The 23,316-nt window shown below is 61.1% G+C and carries 24 protein-coding genes and 1 riboswitch; of the genes, 16 read left to right on the forward strand and 8 right to left on the reverse strand.

Annotated features, from left to right (window positions below):
- Positions 1-69 precede the first annotated feature (69 nt).
- From O1W68_RS09530 to O1W68_RS09545, 4 genes are read left to right on the forward strand one after another with little or no spacing between them, the layout of a single operon-like run.
- Positions 70-1,035 (forward strand): ABC transporter permease, encoded by a 966-nt coding sequence (locus O1W68_RS09530; RefSeq protein ID WP_269303060.1) that lies wholly within the window; start codon positions 70-72, stop codon positions 1,033-1,035.
- Positions 1,022-2,041, forward strand: a complete 1,020-nt coding sequence (locus tag O1W68_RS09535; protein ID WP_269303062.1) for an iron chelate uptake ABC transporter family permease subunit — start codon at positions 1,022-1,024, stop codon at positions 2,039-2,041. Before O1W68_RS09530 ends, O1W68_RS09535 begins: the two co-directional genes overlap by 14 nt.
- Positions 2,038-2,796: an iron ABC transporter ATP-binding protein gene (locus O1W68_RS09540; RefSeq protein ID WP_269303064.1), complete on the forward strand. Its 759-nt coding sequence runs from the start codon at positions 2,038-2,040 to the stop codon at positions 2,794-2,796. Before O1W68_RS09535 ends, O1W68_RS09540 begins: the two co-directional genes overlap by 4 nt.
- Before the next feature lie 21 nt (positions 2,797-2,817).
- On the forward strand, positions 2,818-3,336 hold the full coding sequence (locus O1W68_RS09545; RefSeq protein WP_269303066.1) for a metallophosphoesterase family protein: 519 nt from the start codon (positions 2,818-2,820) through the stop codon (positions 3,334-3,336).
- On the opposite strand, the gene O1W68_RS09550 is transcribed toward O1W68_RS09545, so the two are convergent.
- The 4 genes from O1W68_RS09550 to O1W68_RS09565 form a co-directional block, all read right to left on the reverse strand.
- Positions 3,322-4,269 (reverse strand): HAMP domain-containing protein, encoded by a 948-nt coding sequence (locus O1W68_RS09550; RefSeq protein ID WP_269303068.1) that lies wholly within the window; start codon positions 4,267-4,269, stop codon positions 3,322-3,324. The two genes, O1W68_RS09545 and O1W68_RS09550, sit on opposite strands and share 15 nt — an antisense overlap.
- Positions 4,270-4,363: 94 nt before the next feature.
- Complete coding sequence (ctaD, locus tag O1W68_RS09555; protein WP_269303070.1) at positions 4,364-6,142, reverse strand: aa3-type cytochrome oxidase subunit I; 1,779 nt, start codon at positions 6,140-6,142, stop codon at positions 4,364-4,366.
- 123 nt (positions 6,143-6,265) lie between these two features.
- Entirely contained in the window at positions 6,266-6,742 is a 477-nt protein-coding gene (locus O1W68_RS09560; protein WP_269303072.1) for a DUF6764 family protein, read from the reverse strand.
- 824 nt (positions 6,743-7,566) lie between these two features.
- Entirely contained in the window at positions 7,567-8,031 is a 465-nt protein-coding gene (locus O1W68_RS09565) for a tRNA (cytidine(34)-2'-O)-methyltransferase (RefSeq protein WP_269303074.1), read from the reverse strand.
- A 34-nt stretch (positions 8,032-8,065) separates the two neighbouring features.
- Between O1W68_RS09565 and O1W68_RS09570 the strand changes: the two genes are divergently transcribed.
- From O1W68_RS09570 to O1W68_RS09580, 3 genes are read left to right on the forward strand one after another with little or no spacing between them, the layout of a single operon-like run.
- A complete protein-coding gene (locus O1W68_RS09570; RefSeq protein WP_084349024.1) occupies positions 8,066-8,674 on the forward strand; it encodes a pentapeptide repeat-containing protein in 609 nt (202 codons plus the stop codon).
- Positions 8,675-8,728: 54 nt separating this feature from the next.
- Positions 8,729-9,598, forward strand: a complete 870-nt coding sequence (locus tag O1W68_RS09575) for a bifunctional methylenetetrahydrofolate dehydrogenase/methenyltetrahydrofolate cyclohydrolase (protein ID WP_269303077.1) — start codon at positions 8,729-8,731, stop codon at positions 9,596-9,598.
- Positions 9,599-9,604: 6 nt separating this feature from the next.
- A complete protein-coding gene (locus O1W68_RS09580) occupies positions 9,605-9,880 on the forward strand; it encodes a DUF3017 domain-containing protein (protein ID WP_084349026.1) in 276 nt (91 codons plus the stop codon).
- Between the two features lie 20 nt (positions 9,881-9,900).
- Here the strand turns inward: O1W68_RS09580 and metX are convergent, their stop codons facing one another.
- Positions 9,901-11,055: a homoserine O-acetyltransferase MetX gene (metX, locus tag O1W68_RS09585; RefSeq protein ID WP_084349027.1), complete on the reverse strand. Its 1,155-nt coding sequence runs from the start codon at positions 11,053-11,055 to the stop codon at positions 9,901-9,903.
- Entirely contained in the window at positions 11,052-12,389 is a 1,338-nt protein-coding gene (locus O1W68_RS09590) for a bifunctional o-acetylhomoserine/o-acetylserine sulfhydrylase (protein WP_084349028.1), read from the reverse strand. Before O1W68_RS09590 ends, metX begins: the two co-directional genes overlap by 4 nt.
- A gap of 158 nt (positions 12,390-12,547) precedes the next feature.
- Positions 12,548-12,674: riboswitch (SAM riboswitch) on the reverse strand.
- Positions 12,675-13,016: 342 nt separating this feature from the next.
- Here O1W68_RS09590 and O1W68_RS09595 point away from each other — a divergent pair.
- From O1W68_RS09595 to O1W68_RS09635, 9 genes are all read left to right on the forward strand, one after another.
- On the forward strand, positions 13,017-14,240 hold the full coding sequence (locus tag O1W68_RS09595) for an NADP-dependent isocitrate dehydrogenase (RefSeq protein ID WP_269303082.1): 1,224 nt from the start codon (positions 13,017-13,019) through the stop codon (positions 14,238-14,240).
- A gap of 173 nt (positions 14,241-14,413) precedes the next feature.
- Positions 14,414-15,676, forward strand: a complete 1,263-nt coding sequence (locus O1W68_RS09600; RefSeq protein WP_442972318.1) for an MFS transporter — start codon at positions 14,414-14,416, stop codon at positions 15,674-15,676.
- A 101-nt stretch (positions 15,677-15,777) separates the two neighbouring features.
- On the forward strand, positions 15,778-16,452 hold the full coding sequence (locus tag O1W68_RS09605) for a response regulator transcription factor (protein WP_269303084.1): 675 nt from the start codon (positions 15,778-15,780) through the stop codon (positions 16,450-16,452).
- Positions 16,449-17,450, forward strand: a complete 1,002-nt coding sequence (locus O1W68_RS09610) for a HAMP domain-containing sensor histidine kinase (RefSeq protein ID WP_269303087.1) — start codon at positions 16,449-16,451, stop codon at positions 17,448-17,450. Before O1W68_RS09605 ends, O1W68_RS09610 begins: the two co-directional genes overlap by 4 nt.
- A 53-nt stretch (positions 17,451-17,503) precedes the next feature.
- Positions 17,504-19,009, forward strand: a complete 1,506-nt coding sequence (locus O1W68_RS09615; RefSeq protein ID WP_269303088.1) for a DUF4153 domain-containing protein — start codon at positions 17,504-17,506, stop codon at positions 19,007-19,009.
- Between the two features lie 33 nt (positions 19,010-19,042).
- Positions 19,043-19,330 carry a DUF6412 domain-containing protein gene (locus O1W68_RS09620; protein ID WP_269303090.1) on the forward strand — a complete coding sequence of 96 codons (288 nt, stop codon included), beginning with the start codon at positions 19,043-19,045 and terminating at the stop codon, positions 19,328-19,330.
- Between the two features lie 64 nt (positions 19,331-19,394).
- Positions 19,395-20,021: an ABC transporter ATP-binding protein gene (locus O1W68_RS09625; RefSeq protein ID WP_186626969.1), complete on the forward strand. Its 627-nt coding sequence runs from the start codon at positions 19,395-19,397 to the stop codon at positions 20,019-20,021.
- Positions 20,009-21,400, forward strand: coding sequence for a DUF6297 family protein (locus tag O1W68_RS09630; RefSeq protein ID WP_269303092.1), 1,392 nt, complete (start codon positions 20,009-20,011; stop codon positions 21,398-21,400). The genes O1W68_RS09625 and O1W68_RS09630 overlap by 13 nt, the downstream gene beginning before the upstream one ends.
- A 347-nt stretch (positions 21,401-21,747) precedes the next feature.
- Positions 21,748-22,047, forward strand: coding sequence for a DUF4153 domain-containing protein (locus O1W68_RS09635; protein WP_269303094.1), 300 nt, complete (start codon positions 21,748-21,750; stop codon positions 22,045-22,047).
- Between the two features lie 250 nt (positions 22,048-22,297).
- Here the strand turns inward: O1W68_RS09635 and O1W68_RS09640 are convergent, their stop codons facing one another.
- Positions 22,298-22,582, reverse strand: coding sequence for a hypothetical protein (locus O1W68_RS09640; protein WP_269303095.1), 285 nt, complete (start codon positions 22,580-22,582; stop codon positions 22,298-22,300).
- Positions 22,583-22,792: 210 nt separating this feature from the next.
- Complete coding sequence (locus O1W68_RS09645; RefSeq protein WP_269303097.1) at positions 22,793-23,134, reverse strand: DUF2200 domain-containing protein; 342 nt, start codon at positions 23,132-23,134, stop codon at positions 22,793-22,795.
- Positions 23,135-23,316 lie beyond the last annotated feature (182 nt).

The raw sequence follows: 23,316 nt of genomic DNA on the forward strand, positions 1-23,316 counted from the left end.
TCATTCGCCGCCGCATCCGATGCCGTCGGGTGCGGCAACGAAGGTCACCCACATGCACGAGGCCGCCGAATGAACAAGACACTCCTGCTCACCTCCATCGTGGTGATTGTCCTGATGTTGACCATCACCTCGTTGTTCGTGGGCGGATACGACATCACCGGCGAGACATTGATTCATGATTCCGAGGCCAGGAACATGTTCGTCATTTCTCGAGTGCCACGCACTCTCGCCCTGATCTTTGCCGCCATGGCGATGAGCATTTCGGGTGTCATCATGCAGATGATCACCCAGAACAAATTCGTGGAACCGACGACCGCAGGTACCGCGCAGTGGGCTGGGCTCGGCGTCTTGACCACGTTCATCCTGCTTCCGGAAGCTTCCCCGATGGTGAAGATGGTCGTCGCGACCGCGTTCGCACTGATCGGGACGCTTATATTCATCTTCGTTCTACGGCGGATGTCGGTGCGATCGTCTCTGGTCGTGCCGTTGGTCGGCATCATGCTCGGTGCCGTCGTCGGTGCGATCACCACGTTTCTAGCCGGAACGTTCGATCTGCTGCAGTCGATGTCGGCTTGGCGTTCCGGTGGATTCAGTAGTGTCGTGCGCGGATTCTACGAGCCATTGTGGGCGGTGCTGATCATCGCCGTTCTTGCATTCGTACTCGCCAACAGGTTCACCGTCGCCGGGCTCGGTAAAGATCTTGCGACCAACGTCGGGCTTCGATACGAACAAATCGTGTTCGTCGGCGTCGCGATGGTCGCCGTTGCAACAGGTGTGACGACAGTGGTCGTGGGATTCATCCCTTTTCTCGGACTGATCGTGCCCAACCTGGTGTCCATGATGCTGGGCGACGACGTCCACAAGAACCTTCCGTGGGTTGCTCTCGTGGGTGCTGGACTTCTGTTGGCTTGCGACTTGATCGGAAGGGTGGTCGTCGCGCCGATGGAAATCCCAGCCTCGGTCGTGCTGGGTGTCGTGGGTGCCGTCGTCTTTATTGCACTGATAGTGAGGCAGCGAAAATATGTCAGTGCTTGATTCTCCCAAGAAGCCACGCATCGTCGGTCCGGCGAACTACGGCAACGACCGCGCGCGGTTCACTCCTGCTATGCGTCTGATACTCGCGTCGGTGGTACTCGCGATCGCGACTGCGTGCTTTCTGTTCTTGTTCGTTCGTGGATCGTTTGCCTTCGCATTTCCCCGCAGGCTGAACATGGTTGCGGCGATGGCAGTCGCGGCATTCACACATGGCTTGGGAACCGTGGTGTTCCACACTGTCACCAACAATCGGATCCTCACTCCGTCGATCATCGGGTTCGACTCGCTGTACGTCCTCATGCAGACGCTGATGGTGTTCGTATTCGGCGGGACCGTCATCGCCAACACCGAGGGAATCCCGAAACTGTTGGCGCAGACAGTATTGATGGTGGCACTAGCGACGATCCTGTACCGGTGGATGTTCTCCGGAAAGTTGGGCAGCCTCTTCCTGATGCTGCTGGTCGGTGTCGTAATAGGTCTCGCGTTCGACAGTATTTCCACCTTCTTGCAGCGTCTACTGTCGCCGACCGAATACGACATGCTGTCGGTGAAACTGTTCGGTCGGCTCAGTGCAGTCAAAGGGGACTACCTACCGATCGCTTTCGGCGTCTGTATTTTCGCCGGAATCGTCCTGTGGAGACGTCGCCATCATCTCGATGCGCTCCTCCTCGGACGTGAGGCGGCAATGGGAATCGGAGTCTCGTACAAGCGCGAGTTGACGATCATGCTCATGTTGATCGCATTGTTGGTTGCGTTCTCCACCGCACTGGTGGGACCGATGACCTTCTTCGGGTTCATCGTCGCCACCCTCGCGTATCAGGTTGCCGGTAGCTACAAGCATATTTTTGTGCTGCCTATGGCGTTCCTATTGGGAATGCTGACTCTCGTAATCGGCCAGTTCGTCATGCAGCACATCTTCTATGCGGGCGGATTTCTCACCGTCATCATCGAGTTCGTCGGTGGCATCCTGTTCATCGGCATGATTCTTCGTAAGGGCACGCTGTGATCGATTTTCGTGGGGTATCGAAGTCCTATCAGGACGACACCGTGCTGGGCCCGGTCACGGGCACTATCGCCGACGGAGGAATCACCTCGCTCGTCGGGCCGAACGGTGCTGGAAAATCGACCTTGCTCACTGTCATCGGACGGTTGCTCGATCCAACGACGGGAACGGTTACTGTCGGTGACCTGGACATCAGATCCACTAAATCCGCGGAACTGGCCAGGCACCTGTCGATTCTCCGGCAGGAGAACCACATCACCGCTCGGCTCACGGTGCGTGAACTAGTCGGTTTCGGGCGATTCCCTCATTCGAAAGGCCGACTAGGCCCGCACGATATCGAGCACGTGGAAAAGGCTCTCGAGTTCCTCAACCTGGATTCGATGGCGGAGAGATTTCTCGATCAACTGTCCGGTGGACAGCGTCAGCGGGCTTTCGTCGCCATGGTTCTGGCCCAGGACACCAAATATGTGTTGCTCGACGAACCCCTCAACAATCTCGACATGAAGCACTCTGTCCTGATGATGAAGCAACTTCGCAGAGCCGCAGACGAACTCGGTAAGACGATCGTGCTCATCGTGCACGACATCAACTTCGCGGCCGCCTACTCCGATCGCATCATCGCTTTACGAGATGGTGTGATCGTGACCAGTGGAACGGCACAGGAGATTATGCAGGACCACGTCCTCAGCGATGTCTTCGATACGCCTGTCCGAGTCCACGTCATCGAGGGGCAGCGCACCGCGGTGTACGTGCGCTGATCAGGCAGGCACAATCGAGATGTGAAACTGCTTCTGCTCGCGGACACTCATGTCCCCACTCGGGCTCGGATGTTGCCTGGGCAAGTGTGGACCGCCATCGACGATGCCGATGTGGTGATTCATGCCGGCGACTTTGTAGATGTGACCGTGTTCGAGGAGATTTCTGCCAGGTCGAAGACGCTGATCTCGTGCTGGGGCAACAACGATGGTGAAGACCTCCGTGCCCGGATGCCCGAATGCGCACGAGTCACGTTGGACGGAGTTCGGATTGCCGTCGTTCACGAGACGGGCAGCGCGGCCGGACGCGAACAGCGGATGGCAGCGAAGTACCCGAGCACCGATGTTCTGGTATTCGGACACAGTCATATTCCGTGGGACACCGTGACGGATACCGGCGTACGGCTGCTCAACCCGGGCTCGCCGACCGACAGGCGCAGGCAGCCGTTCTGCACCTACATGACAACCGAGATCAGCGGCGGGCTTCTGCACGACGTCGAACTGCATCGGCTCGAGCCACGCCTTCGGTCACGCGCTAGCTGACTCGGGGACGTCTCGCGCCTGATCCACCAGGTCGTGCACCAATCGAATGATGACGTCCATGTCCGACATGACTCCGGTACGCAACTCATCCTGCTCGGCAGGGGACAGGGCGGGTCCATCGTGTCCGTCGAGGGCCATCAGGACATCGATCTTTCCCCGAAGCGTATGCAGGGGGCCCATCAGTTCCTCTGCCGCGTCGGTGATCAGACGGTTTTGACGCGCGCCGGATTGGGCAAGGGCAGCAAGCATGTCGTTGAAGCTCGTCGCCAGTGATGCAAGCTCGTCGTCGCCGGTAACGGCGATCGGTTGCAAATCGCCGGTGCGGGCTACCCGTTCGGTGGCGTTGCGCAAGCGTTTGACCGGACGCAGTCCGGTCCGAGCTACTGCTGTTCCGGCGATCCCTGCCAAGACGATGAGAAGGGTCCCGATCGCGACAAGCGCAAGCGTCAACTTGCCGAGTAACGGCGCGTTGGACTGTAACGACTCTGCCACCATGACCGTTTCGCCCGATACGGTCCGTTTGGCCGACAGCATGTACCCGCGCACCTCGCGGAGCGATTGATCGGTCGAGCCGGTTGCGACCGACTGTTCGGCGGCATCGAGAGTGCCGTCGGTATTGGTGAACGGCCGCGATTCTGCGGTGAAGGTCACGAGTTCGCCGTCCGAGGTCACCAACGCAACTTTGATCGCGGGCCCGTCGGTCGTGCCGACTCCGAACCCGAAGAAGGTCGAGGGAACTCCGGACGTGGCACTTGCGATGAGCGCGTCGGCATTTCGAGACACTCGATCGGCTACCTGGGAGCGCAATGCTTGTTCGGTGACCAGGTAGATGGCCAGCGCACTCACGGCAACCGCGAGTGCGGCCAGACTGATGATGAGAACTCGGATCCGGCTGTGGAGCGAGAAGTTCAATTGCCGACCCCGAGGTGCCATCGCCGAACAGACGATGCCGTAGGCAGTGAACGCGACATCGCTGAAGTATTACCTCCAGTGCTGAGAACTGTCTGAGAGTAACTCGCCGCGGAGATCAGTCCCCAGAATGCTCGTCTTCGCCCGTTGCGATAGGTGCGCGGCGGGCCTTTTCGAGGACCTCGGTGGTCTGTCCGCCGTGGCTGCCCGGGCCGACATGAGCCTCGGCACGCATTCGCTCCACCATGTGTGGGTAGTGGAGTTCGAACGCTGGACGCTCGGATCGTATACGCGGCAGTTCCGTGAAGTTGTGCCGCGGCGGTGGGCACGATGTCGCCCACTCCAGCGAGTTTCCGTAACCCCACGGGTCGTCCACAGTGACCACTTCGCCGTAACGATAGGACTTGAAGACGTTCCACACGAACGGCAATGTCGAAGCGCCGAGAACGAACGCGCTGATCGTGGAGATGATGTTGAGTGTGGTGAATCCATCGGAAGAGAGATAGTCGGCGTAACGACGCGGCATGCCCTCGGCGCCGAGCCAGTGCTGGACCAGGAAGGTGCCGTGGAAGCCGAGGAATGTCAGCCAGAAGTGCCACTTGCCCAATCTCTCGTCCATCATCCGACCTGTCATCTTCGGGAACCAGAAGTAGATGCCCGAGAACGTTGCGAACACCACCGTGCCGAAGACCACGTAGTGGAAGTGCGCCACCAGAAAATAGGTGTCGGTGACGTGGAAGTCGATCGGCGGGCTGGCGAGCAGGACACCGGAGAGGCCGCCGAAGAGGAAGGTGATCAAGAAGCCGAACGCGAACAGCATCGGCGTCTCCAATGTCACCTGACCTCGCCACAAAGTGCCGATCCAGTTGAAGATCTTCACACCGGTCGGTATCGCGATCAAGAACGTCATGAACGAGAAGAACGGCAACAGCACCGCACCCGTGGCGTACATGTGGTGGGCCCACACCGCCACCGAGAGTGCACCGATGGCGATCGTTGCGTAGATCAAGGTGGTGTATCCGAACATCGGCTTACGCGCAAAAACCGGAATTACCTCGGAAATGATGCCGAAGAACGGCAACGCGATGATGTACACCTCGGGGTGGCCGAAGAACCAGAACAAGTGCTGCCACAACAACACTCCACCGGTCGCCGGGTCGAACAGATGCGCACCGAGATGTCGATCGGCCGCTACCCCCAACAGAGCCGCCGTCAACAACGGGAAAACAAGAAGAATGAGAATGCTGGTGACCAGGATGTTCCACGTGAAAATGGGCATCCGGAACATCGTCATACCCGGCGCTCGCAAGCAGATGACCGTCGTGATCATGTTGACGGCACCCAAGATGGTGCCCAGACCAGCCACGGCGAGACCGAATATCCACAGATCTGCACCGACACCCGGCGAATACACTGCGCTCGAAAGCGGGGTGTAGGCGGTCCAACCGAAATCAGCTGCACCACCGGGGGTGATGAAACCGGATGTAGCGATTATCGCGCCGAACAGGTAGAGCCAATACGAGAAAGCGTTCAACCGCGGGAACGCCACGTCCGGCGCACCGATCTGCAGCGGCAGGATGTAGTTGGCGAAACCGAACACGATCGGCGTCGCATACAGCAACAGCATGATCGTGCCGTGCATGGTGAACAGCTGGTTGTACTGCTCCGTCGAGAGGAATTGCAAGCCCGGCACCGCGAGCTCGGCACGAATGAGCAACGCCATCAAGCCGCCGATGAGGAAGAACGAGATGGAAGTCGCGATATACATGATCCCCAACACCTTGGGGTCTGTCGTCGTCACCGCCTTGTGAATGAATGAACCTTTCGGTCCCATCCGCGGCGGGAAAGGCCTCACCGCCTCCACAGTGCCAGTGGGCTTGGGCTCAACAGCGGTCACTGATCCTCCTGACGATGGAAGTGACCATAATCATAAACCGCTGGAGGGGGAGTTACTACCTTTTGTCGTAGATCAGGTCCGGCCCGAGCGCGCCGCGTGCGGGTGCACGAGGCGCGCCAAGGGTCAACTTCCGAGGATGCAGAACTGTCCGGAAGCGAGGTTCAACGCGAGAGACAGTGGCCCGACGCAGTCGACGCCGGCAGCTTCGGCGGTTGCACCGGAACCCCAACCGGCGATCGCGATGGTGGTCGAACCTGCGTCCGCCCAGGAATGTGCGATGCCGCCGCCGATTGCGCCCGCGTAGGACGTGCCGCCCGCGCGTGACGCGCCGAGGGCCGTTCCGAATCCGGTTGCGTAGGTGTTCGAGGTGCCGCCGGTTTCGGCGACACTGACGGCCGTTCCACTATCTGCTGCCGTAGCGGTCGAACGCGATCCTTCTGCGGCCGTTGCCCCGCAGCTCGCGGTTCCGTCGACGAGAATTTGATTGGCCGACGGTGGAGATACGCACGTCACCGGAGCTGCATTTGCGACGCCGGCTCCGGCGAATCCGGCAGCAACGAAGCCGCTGGAAACGGCGAAAACTGCTGCGGTGCGGGACAATCGACTAGCCGACCGTGAAAGGCCCTGTGATGTCGAGGTGAACGATGCTGAGCGGACGAGCGAAGAAAAAGCGGAGAACAACAGGGGCTCCTTCAAGGAAACGAAATGGGTCGGTGCGGCACACCGTACCCCGGTTCTGCGCTGCGGTCATCAGTGAATTATCCCTACTCCGTGTAACGATTCGGCACGACTTCGCGGGCCTCGTTCGCTGTCGATGAGTTGCCATACGATCCTTCGACGAAGGGCACTCTGTTCGTCGCATCGGTCGGGTCGTTCGTTCTCCTCGCCGGGAGCAGCGGGAGCAGCGGGAGCAGCGGGGAAGGGCAGGGGTCCGGAGCAGATGGATCGTAAAAAGGTTGTGGCAGGACAGGTTTACATCACCTGGACGGCTCGCTGCTTCGGTCGATCGCCTGAAGGCCTTGATCGTGGGAGCGGTCACTACCGCGGATCTGCTCGAGGCGGAATCTGCTGTGTCGAGTAGGCGGGGAAAGCTGGACAGTCTGGACCTCGTAGAGGAGCTGCGTCGCGGACCAGGTGGATCCATCCACGGTCACGGTCCCATTCGGCACCGAGAACCTCACGCCGTCACCGGGGCCGGACAACTTCTGGGACGGAATCGTCGCCGGATGGAATTCGCTTGTCGACACAGCGAGAGACGCGCTCGTGGCCCTCGGGCGGGCTGTTGACGTGGCTGGGAACTCTCACAGTGGGTGCTCCGGTCGTCTACGTCATCGTCAGGATCGTCCGCCGCGGCACCACCGAGAGGGTCGAACCAGAGGTTCAAGTCAGGGGCGGATGTCGAAGACGCAGAACCGACGTGACCGTCACACGCTCCCAGCAAATCCGTGTTGGCGCCATGCCTCGTACATGACGACGGCGGCCGCGTTGGCTAGGTTGAGCGATCGTCGACCCTCGATCATCGGAATACGCAGATGCTCGGTGACCAGCGGATCGCCGAGCACTTCCTCGGGGAGACCGGTCGGTTCGGGACCGAACAGCATTACATCACCCGGTAGATACGACACGTCCGCGTGAAACTTGCTCGCATGCGCGGTGTAGGCGAACACCCGTTCCGGCGCCAGTGCCTCCCAGGCGGCAGTCAGGTTCTCGTGGACGGTCACCGAGGCCAGATCGTGGTAGTCCAGGCCTGCTCGTTTGAGTTTGGGCTCGGACATGTCGAAGCCCAGCGGACCGACCAGGTGTAGTTCACATCCGGTGCCGGCGACGAGTCGGATCGCGTTTCCGGTGTTCTGAGGAATACGTGGCTGAAAGAACATGAGGCGAAACACCCGGCTCACTCTGCCATCAGCGCTACCGGGAACAATGGCGGAGGTGCACGAGAAACAGATTATCGGCGAGGACTACTCCGACGCGAGACTCGACCAACAGCAATGGGACGACCGTGAGTACGTGGCGTGCAACTTTCGAGACGCCGACCTCAGCGGCGTGAAGACTACCGCGGTGGTCTTCACGGAATGTGACTTCACCGGCACGGATCTGACCGAGTCGGTCCATGTCAACGCGGCTTTTCGCTCCTGCACCTTCGCGCGGACCAACCTGCAACACAGCGTCTTCCGTCATTCGACCATGATCGGCTCGACGTTCGTCGATTGTCGGATGCGCCCGTCGACTTTCGACGAGGTCGACTTCACGTTGGTAGGAATGGGGGGAGCCGACATGCGCGGGATGGACTTGACCAACTGCCGCATGGTCGAGGCGAACTTGGTGAACACCGACCTGCGCAAGGCGATATTGCGTTCGGTGGATCTCAGTGGCGCAAGAACCGTAGGCGCCAAGATGCAGGAGGCCGATCTTCGTGGTGCCCGGATCGACGCACACCTCTGGATGTCTGCGACGGTGACCGGTGCCCGGATCGAGCTGACACAGGCGGTCGCATACGCCCAGGCGCACGGGCTTTCGGTCGAGGGCTGACTACTTGCGGACCGGCGTCCGCTCCACCTGCCGGCACCTGGAACAATAGCTATCGTGACTGCGACGATTCTGGACGGCAAAGCAACCCGAGACGAGATCTTCGTCGATCTCACTCAGCGAGTGACAAAGCTACGAGAACACGGGATCGTTCCCGGGCTCGGCACGGTGCTGGTGGGCGATGATCCCGGCTCGGCGGCGTACGTTCGCGGCAAGCACAATGACTGCGCCAAGGTCGGTATCACCTCGATTCGGCGTGATCTGCCTGCCGACATCTCGCAGGCGGAGCTCGACGCCGTGATCGACGAGCTCAATGCCAATCCCGAGTGCACCGGTTACATCGTGCAGCTTCCACTTCCGAAGCATCTGGACGAGAACGCTGCACTCGAACGAATCGATCCATCCAAGGATGCCGATGGACTGCACCCGATCAATCTCGGCCGACTCGTCCTCGGTAAGCAAGCGGCGTTGCCTTGTACCCCACGTGGGATCGTCCACCTCCTCCGTCGCTACGACGTAGCGCTCGACGGGGCCCATGCTGTCGTCATCGGTCGAGGGGTGACAGTTGGCCGTCCTATCGGTCTGCTGCTCACTCGCAAGAGCGAGAACTCCACCGTTACCCTGTGCCACACCGGGACCAAAGACCTGGCCGCGGAGGTTCGCCGCGCCGACATCGTCATTGCTGCTGCGGGTGTCCCCGGAATCGTCACCGCGGACATGATCAAGCCCGGTGCCGCAGTGCTCGACGTCGGGGTTACTCGAACGGATGACGGACTGCGCGGGGACGTTGCGCCCGAGGTGGCCGAAGTCGCCGGTTTTCTCTCACCCAACCCGGGTGGAGTCGGGCCGTTGACGAGAGCGTTCCTACTCTCGAACGTGGTCGAGCGAGCCGAGCAGGCTCTCGCAACCACCCCAGAAGCGGTCTGACCTTCGATGTGGTCCCAGATTCGCAAGAACCTGCCGCTCGTCATCGTGCTCGTGATCATTGCGGCGGCGCTCGTACTCGTTCTTGCGGATCGGTGGCGCCGCGGCGCCTTCGTATTCGGCGTGGCGACAATAGTGGCCGCAGGCTTCCGGTTGTGCATGCCGGAGAAGAACGTCGGCCTACTGCAGGTCCGAAGCAGAACCTTCGACGTCTCGGCTATGGCCCTGGTCGGGGGAGCTATCGTGTTGCTGTCGGCGTCGATCGATCCGCTCGGCACCGACTGAGTATTCGTCCGGTCGAATACTCAGCTGGTGCGACCCTTCGAGACGCGCGCATGCTTCATCGTCTCGCCGAGTAGTGCGGATACAGCGCTGGCTTCGGTCAGAAATCCGTCGTGGCCATCACGTGACTGAATGACCTCGAGACCGCGGCATTCCGGTAGGCCGCGGGCGAGTTCCTTCTGTAACCGCAAGGGATAGAGCCGATCGGAGTCGACGCCGCCGACGATCGTCGGGACGGTAGCCATGGCCAAGGCAGCGTCGAATCCACCTCGCCCACGTCCGATGTCGTGCCTGTTCATGGCTTCGGTCAACAATACGTAGGTGCTCGCGTCGAAACGGTCGACCAGCTTGCTCGCCTGATGCTGTAGGTAACTCTCTACCGAGTACCGTCCGCCCTGCCATGGATCTTCTTCGCCTTGGCCGGAGTTGGCGAACCTGAGGTCGAGCTCGCTCTCGGTTCGGTACGTCAGGTGTGCGATTCGGCGCGCTATGCCCAGTCCGACCCGTGGGGCCCGGCCGGTTCCGTGATAGTTGCCGCCCTGCCAGTCGGGATCGGCCTTGATCGCCTCGATCTGAGTTGTCTGCGTACCGATTTGGTCGGCAGTTGCACGACCTCCGACCGCAAGCACCAGAGCTGACGCGACGCGGTCCGGGTATCCGACTATCCATTCGAGAGTGCGCATGCCTCCCATGGAGCCGCCGACCACGGCCGCACATCTTTCGATGCCGAGTACATCGGCGAGTGCTATCTCGGCGGACACCTGATCGCGGATCGAGATCTCCGGAAAGGTACTACCGTATGGGACTCCGCTCGGGTTCAGTGACGACGGTCCTGTCGTTCCACCGCAACCACCGAGCACGTTGGAGGCGATGACACACCATTCGTCCGTGTCGATCGGAGCGCCGGGCCCGACCATCCCGTTCCACCACCCGGGCAAGGCATGAGCGCCTCCGGCAGGTCCGGACACATGTGAGTCCCCGGTCAACGCATGCTCGACGAGCACCACGTTGTCGCGGTTCGGGGACAGCTCACCCCAACGTTGAACGGCGATGGTCACCTGCGGCAGGGACGCACCGTTCTCGAGGTCCAGCCGACCGATGTCGATACTGCCGAGCCGTCCGTCCGGCGCAGGAAACCCTGCGGCCGAACGGACGTCGTGCACTGAGCTGATGGTCAAGACGCCGCCGCAGCGAATCCGCGCGCGAGATCAGCGACGATGTCGTCGATCCCTTCGATGCCCACCGCGAGGCGCACGAGTCCTGGAGTGACACCCGCCGCGGTCTGCTCCTCGGGTGACAGCTGTGAGTGAGTTGTCGATGCGGGATGAATTACGAGTGAGCGCACATCACCGATGTTAGCTACATGGCTGTGCAGGCTCAGTGCGTCGACGAACTTCTTGCCCGCGTCGATGCCGCCCTTCAGTTCGAAAGCGACGATGGCACCCTGCCCCTTCGGTGCCAATTCCTGGCCACGTTCGAACCACGGGGAGGACTTCAGACCTGCGTAATTGACGCTGACGACCTCGCTGCGAGCCTCGACGAAGGCTGCTACCTTCTGCGCGTTCTCGACGTGGCGTTCCATCCGAAGGCTCAGCGTCTCGAGTCCCTGGCTGATCAAGAATGCGTTGAACGGTGCGACTGCGGCCCCGATGTCGCGAAGCAGTTGGACCCGAGCCTTGAGGGCAAAGGCCGGTGCACCGAGGTCCGCGAACACCACGCCGTGATAGCTCGGGTCAGGAGTGGTGAAGTTGGCGTGGCGCCCTTGGGTCCAGTCGAAAGTGCCACCGTCGACGATGACGCCTGCGATTGCTGTGCCGTGGCCACCGAGGTACTTGGTGGCCGAATGGACGACGATGTCGGCGCCGTGCTTCAGCGGCTGGATGAGATACGGCGTCGCGACGGTGTTGTCGACGATGAGCGGAAGGCCGTTCTCGTGCGCGATCTTCGACACTCCGGGAATGTCGAAGATGTCGTTCTTCGGGTTCGAGATCGTTTCGCCGTAGAACGCCTTCGTCTTCGGTGTGATCGCGGATCGCCACTGTTCGAGGTCGTCCGGGTCGGAGACGAAGCTGACGGTGATACCCAGTTTCCGCAACGTGTAGTGGAAGAGGTTGTACGTGCCGCCGTACAAGCGCGGGCTCGAGACTATGTGATCGCCTGCTTCGGCGATGTTCAGAATTGCAAGAGTCTCGGCGGCTTGTCCGGAGGCCAAGAGCAGCGCCGCGACGCCATCCTCCAGCGCTGCGATGCGCTGCTCCACGGCATCCTGCGTGGGGTTCATGATGCGGGTGTAGATGTTGCCGGGCTCGGTCAGTCCGAAGAGCGCGGCAGCGTGGTCGGTGCTGTCGAAGGTGTACGACGTCGTCTGGTAGATCGGTAGCGCGCGTGCGCGTGTGACGCCGTCAGCGTTCTGGCCTACGTGAATCTGCTTGGTTTCGAAGCTCCACGACGCGGCGGGATCTTCGATGGGTGAGCCGGCGGCATCTACGACGTCGGGTGTGTTCTCGCTCATGGTGGTTGACTACTCCGTTTTCGATTCAAGAGTGCGATTCGGCTGGGGCTCGGCGTAGCGAGCCGGGCGGGGCGTATCGAAGCGACAACACATCGTGAACCTCCTAGGGGCTAGCAACCGAGCATGGTTGTGCTCGGTTGTTGGGTTCGCCCCTGGCGAACCCGCGCTTGTTCTCCGACTGCGCGAACGCAGTCGACTAACCAGGTCTTCTCACCCGGGGCACCCCACCGCGGTTGGAGGGTTGCCGGCCAGCAAGCCGGGGCTTTGACGCTGGCACTCATGACCTTCGCAGAATCCTAGCGTGTCCTCCGACACGTCGAATAGCGACACCGTCGTGAGTGTCGATCGGGCTGCAACCAGGGCACACAGTGGTTGGCGGTCGGAGCCACCACGAAAGGGCCACCGACCATGCCTGAGTGGCCAAGCAGTACGCTTGTCTTGTTTCCTCGCACGCTCACGCACTGCGCGCGCGGCCTATACGTTCGAAGTCGAGTACACGCAGTCGGCCCAGCAGTGGAGAGGCGTAACACGGGTGGTACCGCCGATCGACCCACAACGGTTCTGCGGCAACACCGGCAGTTGAGGAAGACCACAACGGCATACTTCCCAGGAGGACGCGAACCCCACATGTCCAAGATCAAGGTCGAAGGCAAGGTCGTCGAACTCGACGGCGATGAGATGACACGCATCATCTGGCAGTTCATCAAGGACAAGCTCATCCATCCGTACCTCGATGTCGATCTCGAGTACTACGACTTGGGAATCGAATCCCGGGACAAGACGGATGACCAGGTCACCGTCGATGCCGCGAACGCAATCAAGAAGCACGGCGTCGGCGTCAAATGCGCGACGATCACTCCGGACGAGGCTCGCGTCGAGGAATTCGGCCTGAAGAAGATGTGGCGTTCGCCGAACGGGACCATTCGCAATATTCTCGGAGGCACCATCTTCCGGGCACCGATCATCATCTCCAACGTTCCGCGACTGGTTCCGGGCTGGACCAAGCCGATCATCATCGGCCGTCACGCCTTCGGTGATCAGTACCGCGCCATCGACTTCAAGGTCCCGGGACCTGGCACCGTGACCATCACCTACATGCCCGAGGACGGCAGTGAGCCGATCCAGCACGAGCTGGTCAGGTTCACCGAGGAGAGCCTCGGCGGCGTCGTGCAAGGTCAGTACAACTTCAATCAGTCGATCATCGATTTCGCCCGTGCGTCGCTGAATTACGGTTTGCAGCAGAATTACCCGGTGTACTTGTCGACCAAGAACACGATCCTCAAGGCCTACGACGGCCAATTCAAAGACACCTTCCAGGACATCTACGAAAAGGAATTCAAGGCGGAGTTCGACGCCGCCGGACTGACGTACGAGCATCGCCTCATCGACGACATGGTCGCGTCGTCCATGAAATGGGAGGGCGGATACGTATGGGCCTGCAAGAATTACGACGGCGACGTCCAGTCGGACACCGTTGCGCAGGGCTTCGGTTCGCTCGGGCTCATGACGTCGGTTCTGCTCACGCCGGACGGTAGAACCTGCGAAGCGGAGGCTGCACACGGCACGGTGACTCGCCATTTCCGTCAGCACCAACAAGGCAAGCCGACCTCGACCAACCCGATTGCATCCATCTTCGCGTGGACCCGAGGTCTCGAGCACCGAGGCAAGCTCGACAGCACTTCCGAGGTCATCGGCTTCGCTCAGGCCTTGGAGGACATTGTCATCAGGACCGTCGAAGGTGGCCAGATGACCAAGGATCTTGCCGCGCTCGTCGGAGGAGATCAGGGCTATCTCTCCACCGAGGAGTTTCTCGGCGCACTCGACGAAAACCTGCAGAGGGCGCTGAAATAGTTCGGTGAAACGGCTGAGCACCTGCTCGGGTGAGGACAATCACCGCGCATGGACTCGTAAATCGGGTGTACGCGGGATGAGAATCGAAGAAGGGGACGTTCCCTACCAGGGTCGTCCCTTTCTTCATGTTCGACAGTGATCGTCCCCCGTCTCGATGAAAAGGTTGTTGTGCTGTGAGTGTCACCGATTCGGCGTTCGCCAAAAATGTGGCCGCTGTGCGCGGGCGGGTGTCGAACGGTCCGAGTGACGATCGCAGAACATTGTCCACTCGTCGGCGGCTCGCGATGCTCGCCCTGTCCATCGGCGGCTTCGGCATCGGTACCACCGAGTTCGTGTCCATGGGTTTGTTGCCCGAAATGGCGACGACCATGAACGTCTCCGAGCCGAGCGCCGGACATCTCATCTCGGCCTACGCGCTCGGAGTGGTCATCGGCGCTCCCGTCATCGCAATACTGGCAGCACGGGTACCTCGCCGGGTGTTGCTGCTCGCTTTGATGGTCGCATTCACCCTCGGCAATCTCGGAACGGTCTTTGCGCCGAGTTTCCACGAGTTGATGGCGTCGCGTTTCGTTGCAGGCATACCGCACGGCGCTTACTTCGGTGTCGCGGCGTTGGTCGCCGCGCACTTGGCGGAGCCGGGGAAGCGTGCCAAAGCGGTCGCCATGGTCATGATGGGGCTGTCGATCGCCAACGTCGTCGGGGTGCCGGTGGCCACGTGGGTGGGTCAGTCCTTCGGATGGCGCAGTGCCTTCGGCATCGTGACGGTCATCGGTGCCTTGACCGTTGCCGCGATCGTTGCGTGGATGCCTCGCCTGGATGGAATGCCCACCACGCGGGCGATAACCGAGCTCGGTGCCTTGGGACGTCCGCAAGTGTGGATGACGCTGATCATCGCCGTCGTCGGTTTCGGCGGAATGTTCGCCGTGTACACCTACATCGCAACTACTCTCACCGACGTCTCGGGCCTGTCGAAGGCTTTCGTACCTGTTGCGCTGATGATCTACGGGCTGGGTATGGTCGCCGGCAACTATGCGGGTGGCCAGATTGCGGACCGAATGCTGATTCGGGGGATGTACATCTCGATGACCGCAATCGCCCTCAGTTTGTTCGGTTTCGCGTTCGCGGCACAGAACCCGTATACGGCCTTGCTGTTCGTGTTTCTGATCGGCGCATCCGGTTCGTCGATGGTGCCCGGTTTGCAGACCCGACTCATGGACGTCGCAGCCGATGCCCAGACTCTTGCCGCTTCGCTCAATCATGCCGCGTTCAACCTTGCCAACGCGATCGGAGCAGCCGTCGGTGGTGCAGTGATTGCTGCCGGCTTCGGATACACCGCTCCTGCGGCTGTCGGCGGTGTGTTGGCGCTCGGTGGCATGGTCGTGCTGACTGCTGCGGTCATGATGCAGAAGAAGTCCGACGCGAAAGCCGCGCTCTAGCCGCAACCCACCAGATGGGTTGTGATTGCGCGGAGCGATCTTCACCGAACCTCCACATTTCCCGTCGTTCCCCTCCATAGCCGACCTCTAGGGTCAGGGGCATGAACCGCACAGTCCTGGTCGTCGATGACGAACCGACTATCTCCGACGCTCTTGCCGCGCGCCTGCGTGGTGAGGGCTTCGACGTCGTGACGGCTGCTGACGGTCCCACCGCAGTAGAGGTGTGCGCGAGAACTCGGCCCGATGTGGTGGTGCTCGATGTGATGCTTCCAGGCTTCGACGGGCTCGAGGTGTGTCGGCGAATTCAAGCACAGCGTTCGGTGCCGGTCCTGATGCTCACCGCGAAGTCCGACGAGACCGACATGTTGGTCGGCTTGGGTGTCGGTGCGGACGACTACTTGTCGAAGCCCTTCAGCATGCGCGAGCTGGTTGCCCGCGTTCACGCGCTCGTCCGGCGCTCGGAGCGCGTGATGGTCGATGGATCCGCTCCCACGCATATCGGTTCCATTCGGATCGATCACGATGCACGCCGAGTATCGGGCGCCGACGGTGAAATTCATCTGACACGAACCGAATTCGACATTCTGACGTACCTTGCCTCTCGCCCCCGGACCGCCGTCGGTCGTGACACGCTGCTGGCAGAGTTGTGGGGATGGGAGGACTCGGCGAGTAGCCGTACCGTCGACAGTCATGTGAAGGCCCTGCGACGCAAGCTCGGTGGAGCCCTCATCAGAACCGTGCACGGCGTCGGATACGCGTTGGAGGTGCCGCGATGACCTCCGTGGGCAACGCCTTGGTGTCGATGACACGTAGGTTGCCGCGCCCGCTCGATCCGCTTGGTTCGTTCAAGTTGAAGGTGTCCTTGATCGTGGGTTTGGTGCTGGCGGCGGCCAGCATCACGTTCTGGTTCGGGGCCGGGTGGCAGTTTCGTTATGCGTTGCTGGCAGCACTTGTCATCTCGTTGGTGGCGACGCAGGTTGTGGCACATGGGATGACCTCGCCGTTGCGAGATATGACCGTGGCTGCGGGGGCGATGGCGCGAGGAGACTATTCGAGACGGGTACGCGCTACCTCACGGGACGAGATCGGGCAGCTCGCTACAGCCTTCAACACGATGTCGACAGATCTCGAAGCAGCCGAGAAGTATCGGCGAGAGCTGATCGGGAACGTCTCGCACGAGCTGAAAACCCCTATCGCAGCGTTGCGAGCGGTACTGGAAAACCTCGTCGATGGGGTCAGTGAACCCGATCCGGCAACCCTGTCCGTTGCACTGCGACAGACGGAGAAGCTCGGTGACCTCGTGACCGAGCTACTCGACCTGTCACGGTTGGAAGCAGGCGTACTCACCCTCCACGAGGAACTCTTCGGCGTGTACGACTTCCTGTCGGACACGACGAAGGGGCAGCCCCGCGTGCACATCGACGTGGTGCCGCCGACTCTGTCGATCGTTGCCGACAAAGCTCGACTGACCCAGGTCGTGAACAACCTGGTGGACAATGCCGTTCGGCACGCGTCGTCGGGAGCGGACGTTGCCCTCTCGGTTCGGCAGGTCGGTGGCAATCTTCTGTTCGACGTGGTCGACGACGGCCCGGGTATCGCACCCGAAGAACGATCGAGGGTGTTCGACCGGTTCACTCGCGGTGGTTCCACCGATGGCGGCACCGGGCTGGGTCTGACGATCGCCCGCTGGGCGACCGAATTACACGGCGGCACAATCGAAGTGCTCGATCGTAGCCCTGGATGCCATATCCGGGTATCCATTCCTTGTAACTGAAACGGACATCAACTCACCACCACCGCGGCTTACCCGTGCTGCGGAGATCTGTCATGCCTGCTATAGAAAGAGGTCTTCTCGTGATCATCGTAGACAAACCCGAAGATGTTGTGACAAAGCAGAACTGGTCCCTGTGGCCGGGCCGAGTCTGGCCGGCACGACGTTACGCGGCAGCCCCGCGCAGTGTCTTGATCGGCGCGCTGGTCGTCGGGTGCATCGGTGCGGTCGTTCTCGGTGATCGCGGGATCGGCTACCCCATCACTGCCGTAGCAATCATCTTTGCGGCACTACGTGCATCGAAGGGTGCACCGACCCGGTGGCAGCTGGTCGGTGCTGTGGGAGTCGTTGCCCTGAGTTCGATCGCCGCTTTCCGTGCTGCGGAGTGGCTAGTGACGCTCGCCGTCGTAATGGCCGTGCTCGTCGCTGGGGTCGTACTATCCCGCTCGTGGACGTGGACAGGCGTCGCTCTCGGTGCACTGATTCCCTTGCTGGTGCCTGCCCGAGTGCTGCGTTGGTGCACCCGCGGATCGCGAAGGATCGACATGAGAGGACTTGCACCTGGTCGAGTGTTTCGCGTCGCAGCTACGACGGCCGTCCTGTTCCTCGTCTTCGCAGGTCTTTTCGCCGGAGCCGACCCGCAGTTCGCCGACGTCCTGTCCAGCGCGACGCCGACAGTGCGACTCGACAGCGGGTTCACCCGGATTCTCCTCTTCGCACTGGTTGCCGCGGGGACACTTGCGGTGTCGTACGTCGTAGCCAATCCGCCCCGCTTCGATGCTCTGGCTCGGCCGAGTGCGGGATCACTCCGGCTGTGGGAGTGGACTGTCCCGCTGGGATCGTTGGTCGTTCTGTTCACGATGTTCGTCTTCGTTCAGCTTCGAACCCTGTTCGGTGGGCAAGCGCACGTCAGGACCACAGACGGATTGACGAACGCCGAATATGCGCGCCAGGGGTTCTGGCAGCTTCTCGCGGTGACGGTACTGACTTTGCTGGTGCTTGCGGTCACGATCCGAAAGGCGTCCCGCGTGTCCGGATCCGACCGCCTCGCACTGCGTCTGCTGCTCGGCGTGCTCTGCGCACTGTCCTTGGTGATCGTCGGATCGGCACTTCATCGCATGTCTCTGTACGAACAGCAATACGGATACACGACACTGCGAGTGTTCGTCACCGCGGTGGAATTGTGGCTCGGATCGGTGTTCGTCCTCCTGATGGCCACCGGAGTTTCGATGTCCGGCCGATGGCTACCCCGCGCGGTTGTGGGAAGTGCAGTTCTGACCGTTCTTGCGTTGGCAGTGATCAACCCCGACGCATATATCGCCCGGCAGAACGTAGATCGCTTCGAGCAGACGGGGAAGATCGACACGGCATATCTTTCACGTCTGTCCGCTGACGCCACCGAAGAACTCGACCGACTCGACGAGCCGTACCGCAGTTGCGCGATCGGCAACGCGGTAGGAGCGCAGCGGAGTTGGAACGAATGGAATTTTGCCGACTCACAGGCCCGTCGAATTCAGATCGAACAACCGAACCGAGCATGTGCAGACCATGCGGTACGGTAAACCTGTTCACGGTAATCGAGGAAGGGGATAGCAATGAAGTTCGTCAATCTCGTTGCGACCTACCTCGTTCTACAGATGATTCTCGTCGCGGTCCAAGATTCTGCATTTACCGCGGCCTTCGGAATCATGCTCGCAGCGGTTGTCATCACCGTCGTGGTGATCTCGGGTCGGCACGGTCTCGTCCAATCGCTTATGCGGACCGATCATGGTCCAGGCAACCAGCAAAGTCGTCTTCGCGGATCTTTCCGCAGGCAGCATCGACCTGACGAAGCTGGTCGGCCGATGCCGCGCGCACCCGGTCTCGTGGTGGGGGCGCTCTAAGTAATCGAGTTCTCCCACTCTTTCGCGCTCTGCACCTGCGAGGAATTCCACGGGAGAATTGGACATGCTTCACATCAAAGACGCCACCAGGCGTTTCGGCTCGCTGACCGTATTCGACGGCATCAGTTTCAACGTCGACGAGGGCAGCGCCTGCGCCATCGTCGGGTCCAACGGTTCGGGTAAGACAACTCTTTTGCGATGTATTGCGGGAGCGGACCGACTCGACGAGGGAACGATCTCACTGTTCGACGACGTCGTCGACGAATCCTCGCCGGTTTTCCGAGCCCAGGTAGCGTCGGTTCTCGACGACCCGGGCACCTTCCCCCATCTGTCGGTCAGCGAACATCTGCAGTTGGTCGCGGCTGCCCACGGCGCTACCAATGCGTTCGAGGTTGCCACCGAGATCCTGGAGGCAGTGGGACTTCGTCGGGCCGGAGACCAACTGCCGAACACCCTGTCCAGCGGCCAGAAACGCCGCCTTGCATTGGGGTCGGCCTTCGTGAGGCCCCGCAGAATGCTCGTACTGGACGAGCCGGAACAGCGCCTCGACGCCGCCGGCAAGGAGTGGCTCGCATCCGTGCTCGTGCGGGAAAAACAAGCAGGATGCATCGTTGTGATGGCCTCGCACGACCACGGGCTCGTCGACGCCGTAGCCGATACGACTGTGGACGGTGACTCATGGCCACGATAGAGCTTGCGCGAACGCACCCGTCCGCGACGGCGATTCGCCGTCGCATTCGCAGGTGGCGCCGCGAGAAGCAGTCGGTGGAGCTCGGGGATCAACTGGCGGTGTGGGGTCTTCCGATCTTCGTCGGCACCGGCTTGATTTGGTGGCTTATCAGCCGCGAATCGGGGGCCCTGGCTGCCTTCGGCTTCATGCCGGGCGGGGCGGGGAAAATCGAGATCGAGTTCGGTTTAGGCATCACCGCGATCGCGTTTGCGGCGTTGATGAAGGCGGTGGCGACCCTCGGTCCCATCGCAATCGACCCCACGAACCGACACTGGCTGTTCTCCTCTCCGGTCTCTCGCAGAGCACTTTTGGCACCTCGATTCGCGGCGACGACTGCTGCCGGTGCGATCGCAGGGTTACTGCTCGTCCGTGTGTCGACCCTGGTCACCGCAATTTCGGTGCCGTGGTGGTGGTGCGGACTCGTCGGTGCCGCGCTGGGTGCCGGAGTAGTGGGGTTCGGGGTCGTTCGACAGCTGGACCGGCGCGCGGACTCTCTGTATCGTGCGGCTATCCTCATTGTTGTCGTGGTCGGAACAGTGTGCTGTGCATTGTCTTTCGTCTTGGTTCCAACGATTCCCTCCCTGGTGGTGCTCGTTTTCGCATCGAGTGCCGCTGTCGTTTCGGTGATCGGGGTGGCACTCGGTGCGCGCTGCCTTCACCGGTTGAATCTCGTCGCCCTCAGCACCGGATCGGACCTCGCCACCGCCCTGTCGGTGTCGATGATCATGATCGATACCTCGGTGCTGTCCGCGGTCGTGACATCCCGCAAGTGGCGCCTCATCGGTGCCGTGCGATCGCGGAGATTCCGCTGGGGCGGACTCAAAGCGCTGATCGAAGCAGACACCTGGCGTGTACGTCGGGATCACGGCTCGGTGCGGTTACTCGTCCTCCTGGGCGCTCTGCCATATGTGATCGGTCCGATTGTCGGCCCGGTGACGCTACCGGCTGTGGTGCTCCTGTCTGCGGTGGCAGTGGCCAGCAGGTTCGGGGGAGGACTGCGAGATGTGAATGCGTCGAGCGCCTTTCGCGCACTTCTGGGTGGTAGCGACGTCGGTATCAGACTGGCACACCTCGTGGTGCCTGCGGCAGCGGTCTCGATCGTCTTCGTGGCGTGCTTGCCGATCCTCTGGCACACTTCCGTGCTCGCAGTAGCGGTAATCCCCGTCGTTGCTTTGCTGGCGCTCTATCGATCTACGAGTCGGCCCCCGCTCGATTACGGCGGTCTGATCTTGGAGACGCCAGTCGGTCAGATTCCAGTCGATATCCTTCGTCAATTGCTTCGTGGACCGCTCGTGGTGGCTGCGGCAATAGCCATGCAACTCGTCGTCGGAATGCCGTGAGCAGCGGGTTGATTCGATCACCGCAACATCGAGCCCACTTGATCGGCGACGCAGCTCGCCGCAAGGGCTGTGCACCGCCTACCACGGCGTCGCGCTGACGCTTGTGTCCGCTGCTCTGGTGTTGACCGGAGCGGCCATCGTTGTTGTTGTCATGGTGGTGGTGTCGATCCACGGGAGTCTGTACGCCATGACCGCGAATCGTCGACGCCCGCAACTCGATCGGATGCGACATCTTCGAATTTGTACCGAAAGGCGAACAGCTAACGTGCGTGGCGCGCCTATCACCGTATCCACAGTCAACGTCAACGGTATTCGTGCTGCCACGCGTAAAAGGAATGCTCCCGTGGTTGGAGGCGACCGAAGCCGTCCTCGCGTTGGCAGTGATCAGCCCCGACGCATATATCGCCCGACAGAACGTCGATCGCTTCGAGCAGACGGGAAAGATCGACACGGCATATCTTTCACGTCTGTCCGCTGACGCCACCGAAGAGCTCGACCGACTCGACGAGCCGTATCGCAGTTGCGCGATCGGCAGAGCCGTCGCAGCGGAGTCGAGTTGGAATGAATGGAATCTGGCCGAGGACAATGCCCGTCGCATACTGACCGAACAACGGCAACGACAGTGCACAGACCATGCAGTCCGGTGACATCTCGAAGCGTCGAACTATGCCCTGCGTGGTGAGGCTTCGACACGCTGATTGCTGCTGACGGTTCCACTGCAGTGAGTGTGTGCGCGAGTTCGGTCACCAAGTCCCACGGCGCACAGCAAAATATGCCCACCGCCGCTGTCCCACAAACGCCGGAGGATGTACTCCTGGCCAGCATGTGTGGCGGCAGTCTGGCGACGTCTCATGGATCGTTCCTTAGAACAACCACCGAGGACCCGAGTTTCTCGGCTCAGACAGGCGCGATGTCCGCCACGCGTGCTCGTGGGCTTCCCTCGAGTGCAGGAGACTTGGCCGGATCCGGCCATACCTGAGTCTCCAGGAACTGCTGAAAGCGCTGCGCGGCTTCGACAGTGGCGAACTCGAGGTCGATGAACACGTAGTGAGGGTCGTCGATGGGCTGCATGATTTTCTCGGCAAGTACGCCGCCATCTTTGCGCCGCTCCGCGAACCGCCCGAAGGCGTCGTTCCAGGTGTCGAAGTCGGTGATGGAATGCTCGATACGCAGGGTAGCCATGGTACCTCCGTAATGTGCGTTGGGCGCTGCTCAATACTAACGCCGAAAACCCATTCGTCGTCGATGTGGTGTCACCTGTCGAGCTGGAACGAACGAAATTTGGCCGACGCTAGGGCCCGTCGCATACTGACCGAACAACCGCAACGACAGTGCACAGACCACGCAGTCCGGTGACATCTCGAAGCGTCGAACTATGCCCGTAGAACCGAACTATGCCCGTAGAACCTTCTCCATCGGCCGACCCTTCGCCAACTCGTCGACCAACTTGTCGAGAAAACGGATCTTCTGCATCAGTGCATCCTCGACTTCTTCGACGCGCACCCCGCATACCTTGCCGGTGATCAGTGACGTACCAGGGTTGATCTCCGCGTCGGCGAAGAAGTCCTCGAACGTCGTTTCGGCGGCCAGATGCGCGTTCAACGCGGCGTCGTCGAAACCGGTCAGCCACTCGATCACCTCGTCGAGTTCAGCTTTGTTGCGCCCCTTGCGTTCCAACTTCTTCACATACAGCGGATACACGGACGCGAAGCTCGTAGTGAAGATCCTGTGCATGTGTTCGAGTGTAGTTTCACGAGCTGCCGTTGGCCGTTGCGGTTTCTCGAGAAATACCTCGCGAAGACCGTCGGTATGTGAAGCGATGGTGGCGGTGACGTGGAGTGTCGCAGGGCTCGGATACGGTGCCCCACGTGCCTATCACCGTATCCACAGTCAATGTCAACGGAGTTCGTGCTGCC

The organism is Rhodococcus sp. H36-A4 (assembly GCF_027158005.1).
In the GTDB taxonomy this organism is placed as follows: domain Bacteria; phylum Actinomycetota; class Actinomycetes; order Mycobacteriales; family Mycobacteriaceae; genus Rhodococcoides.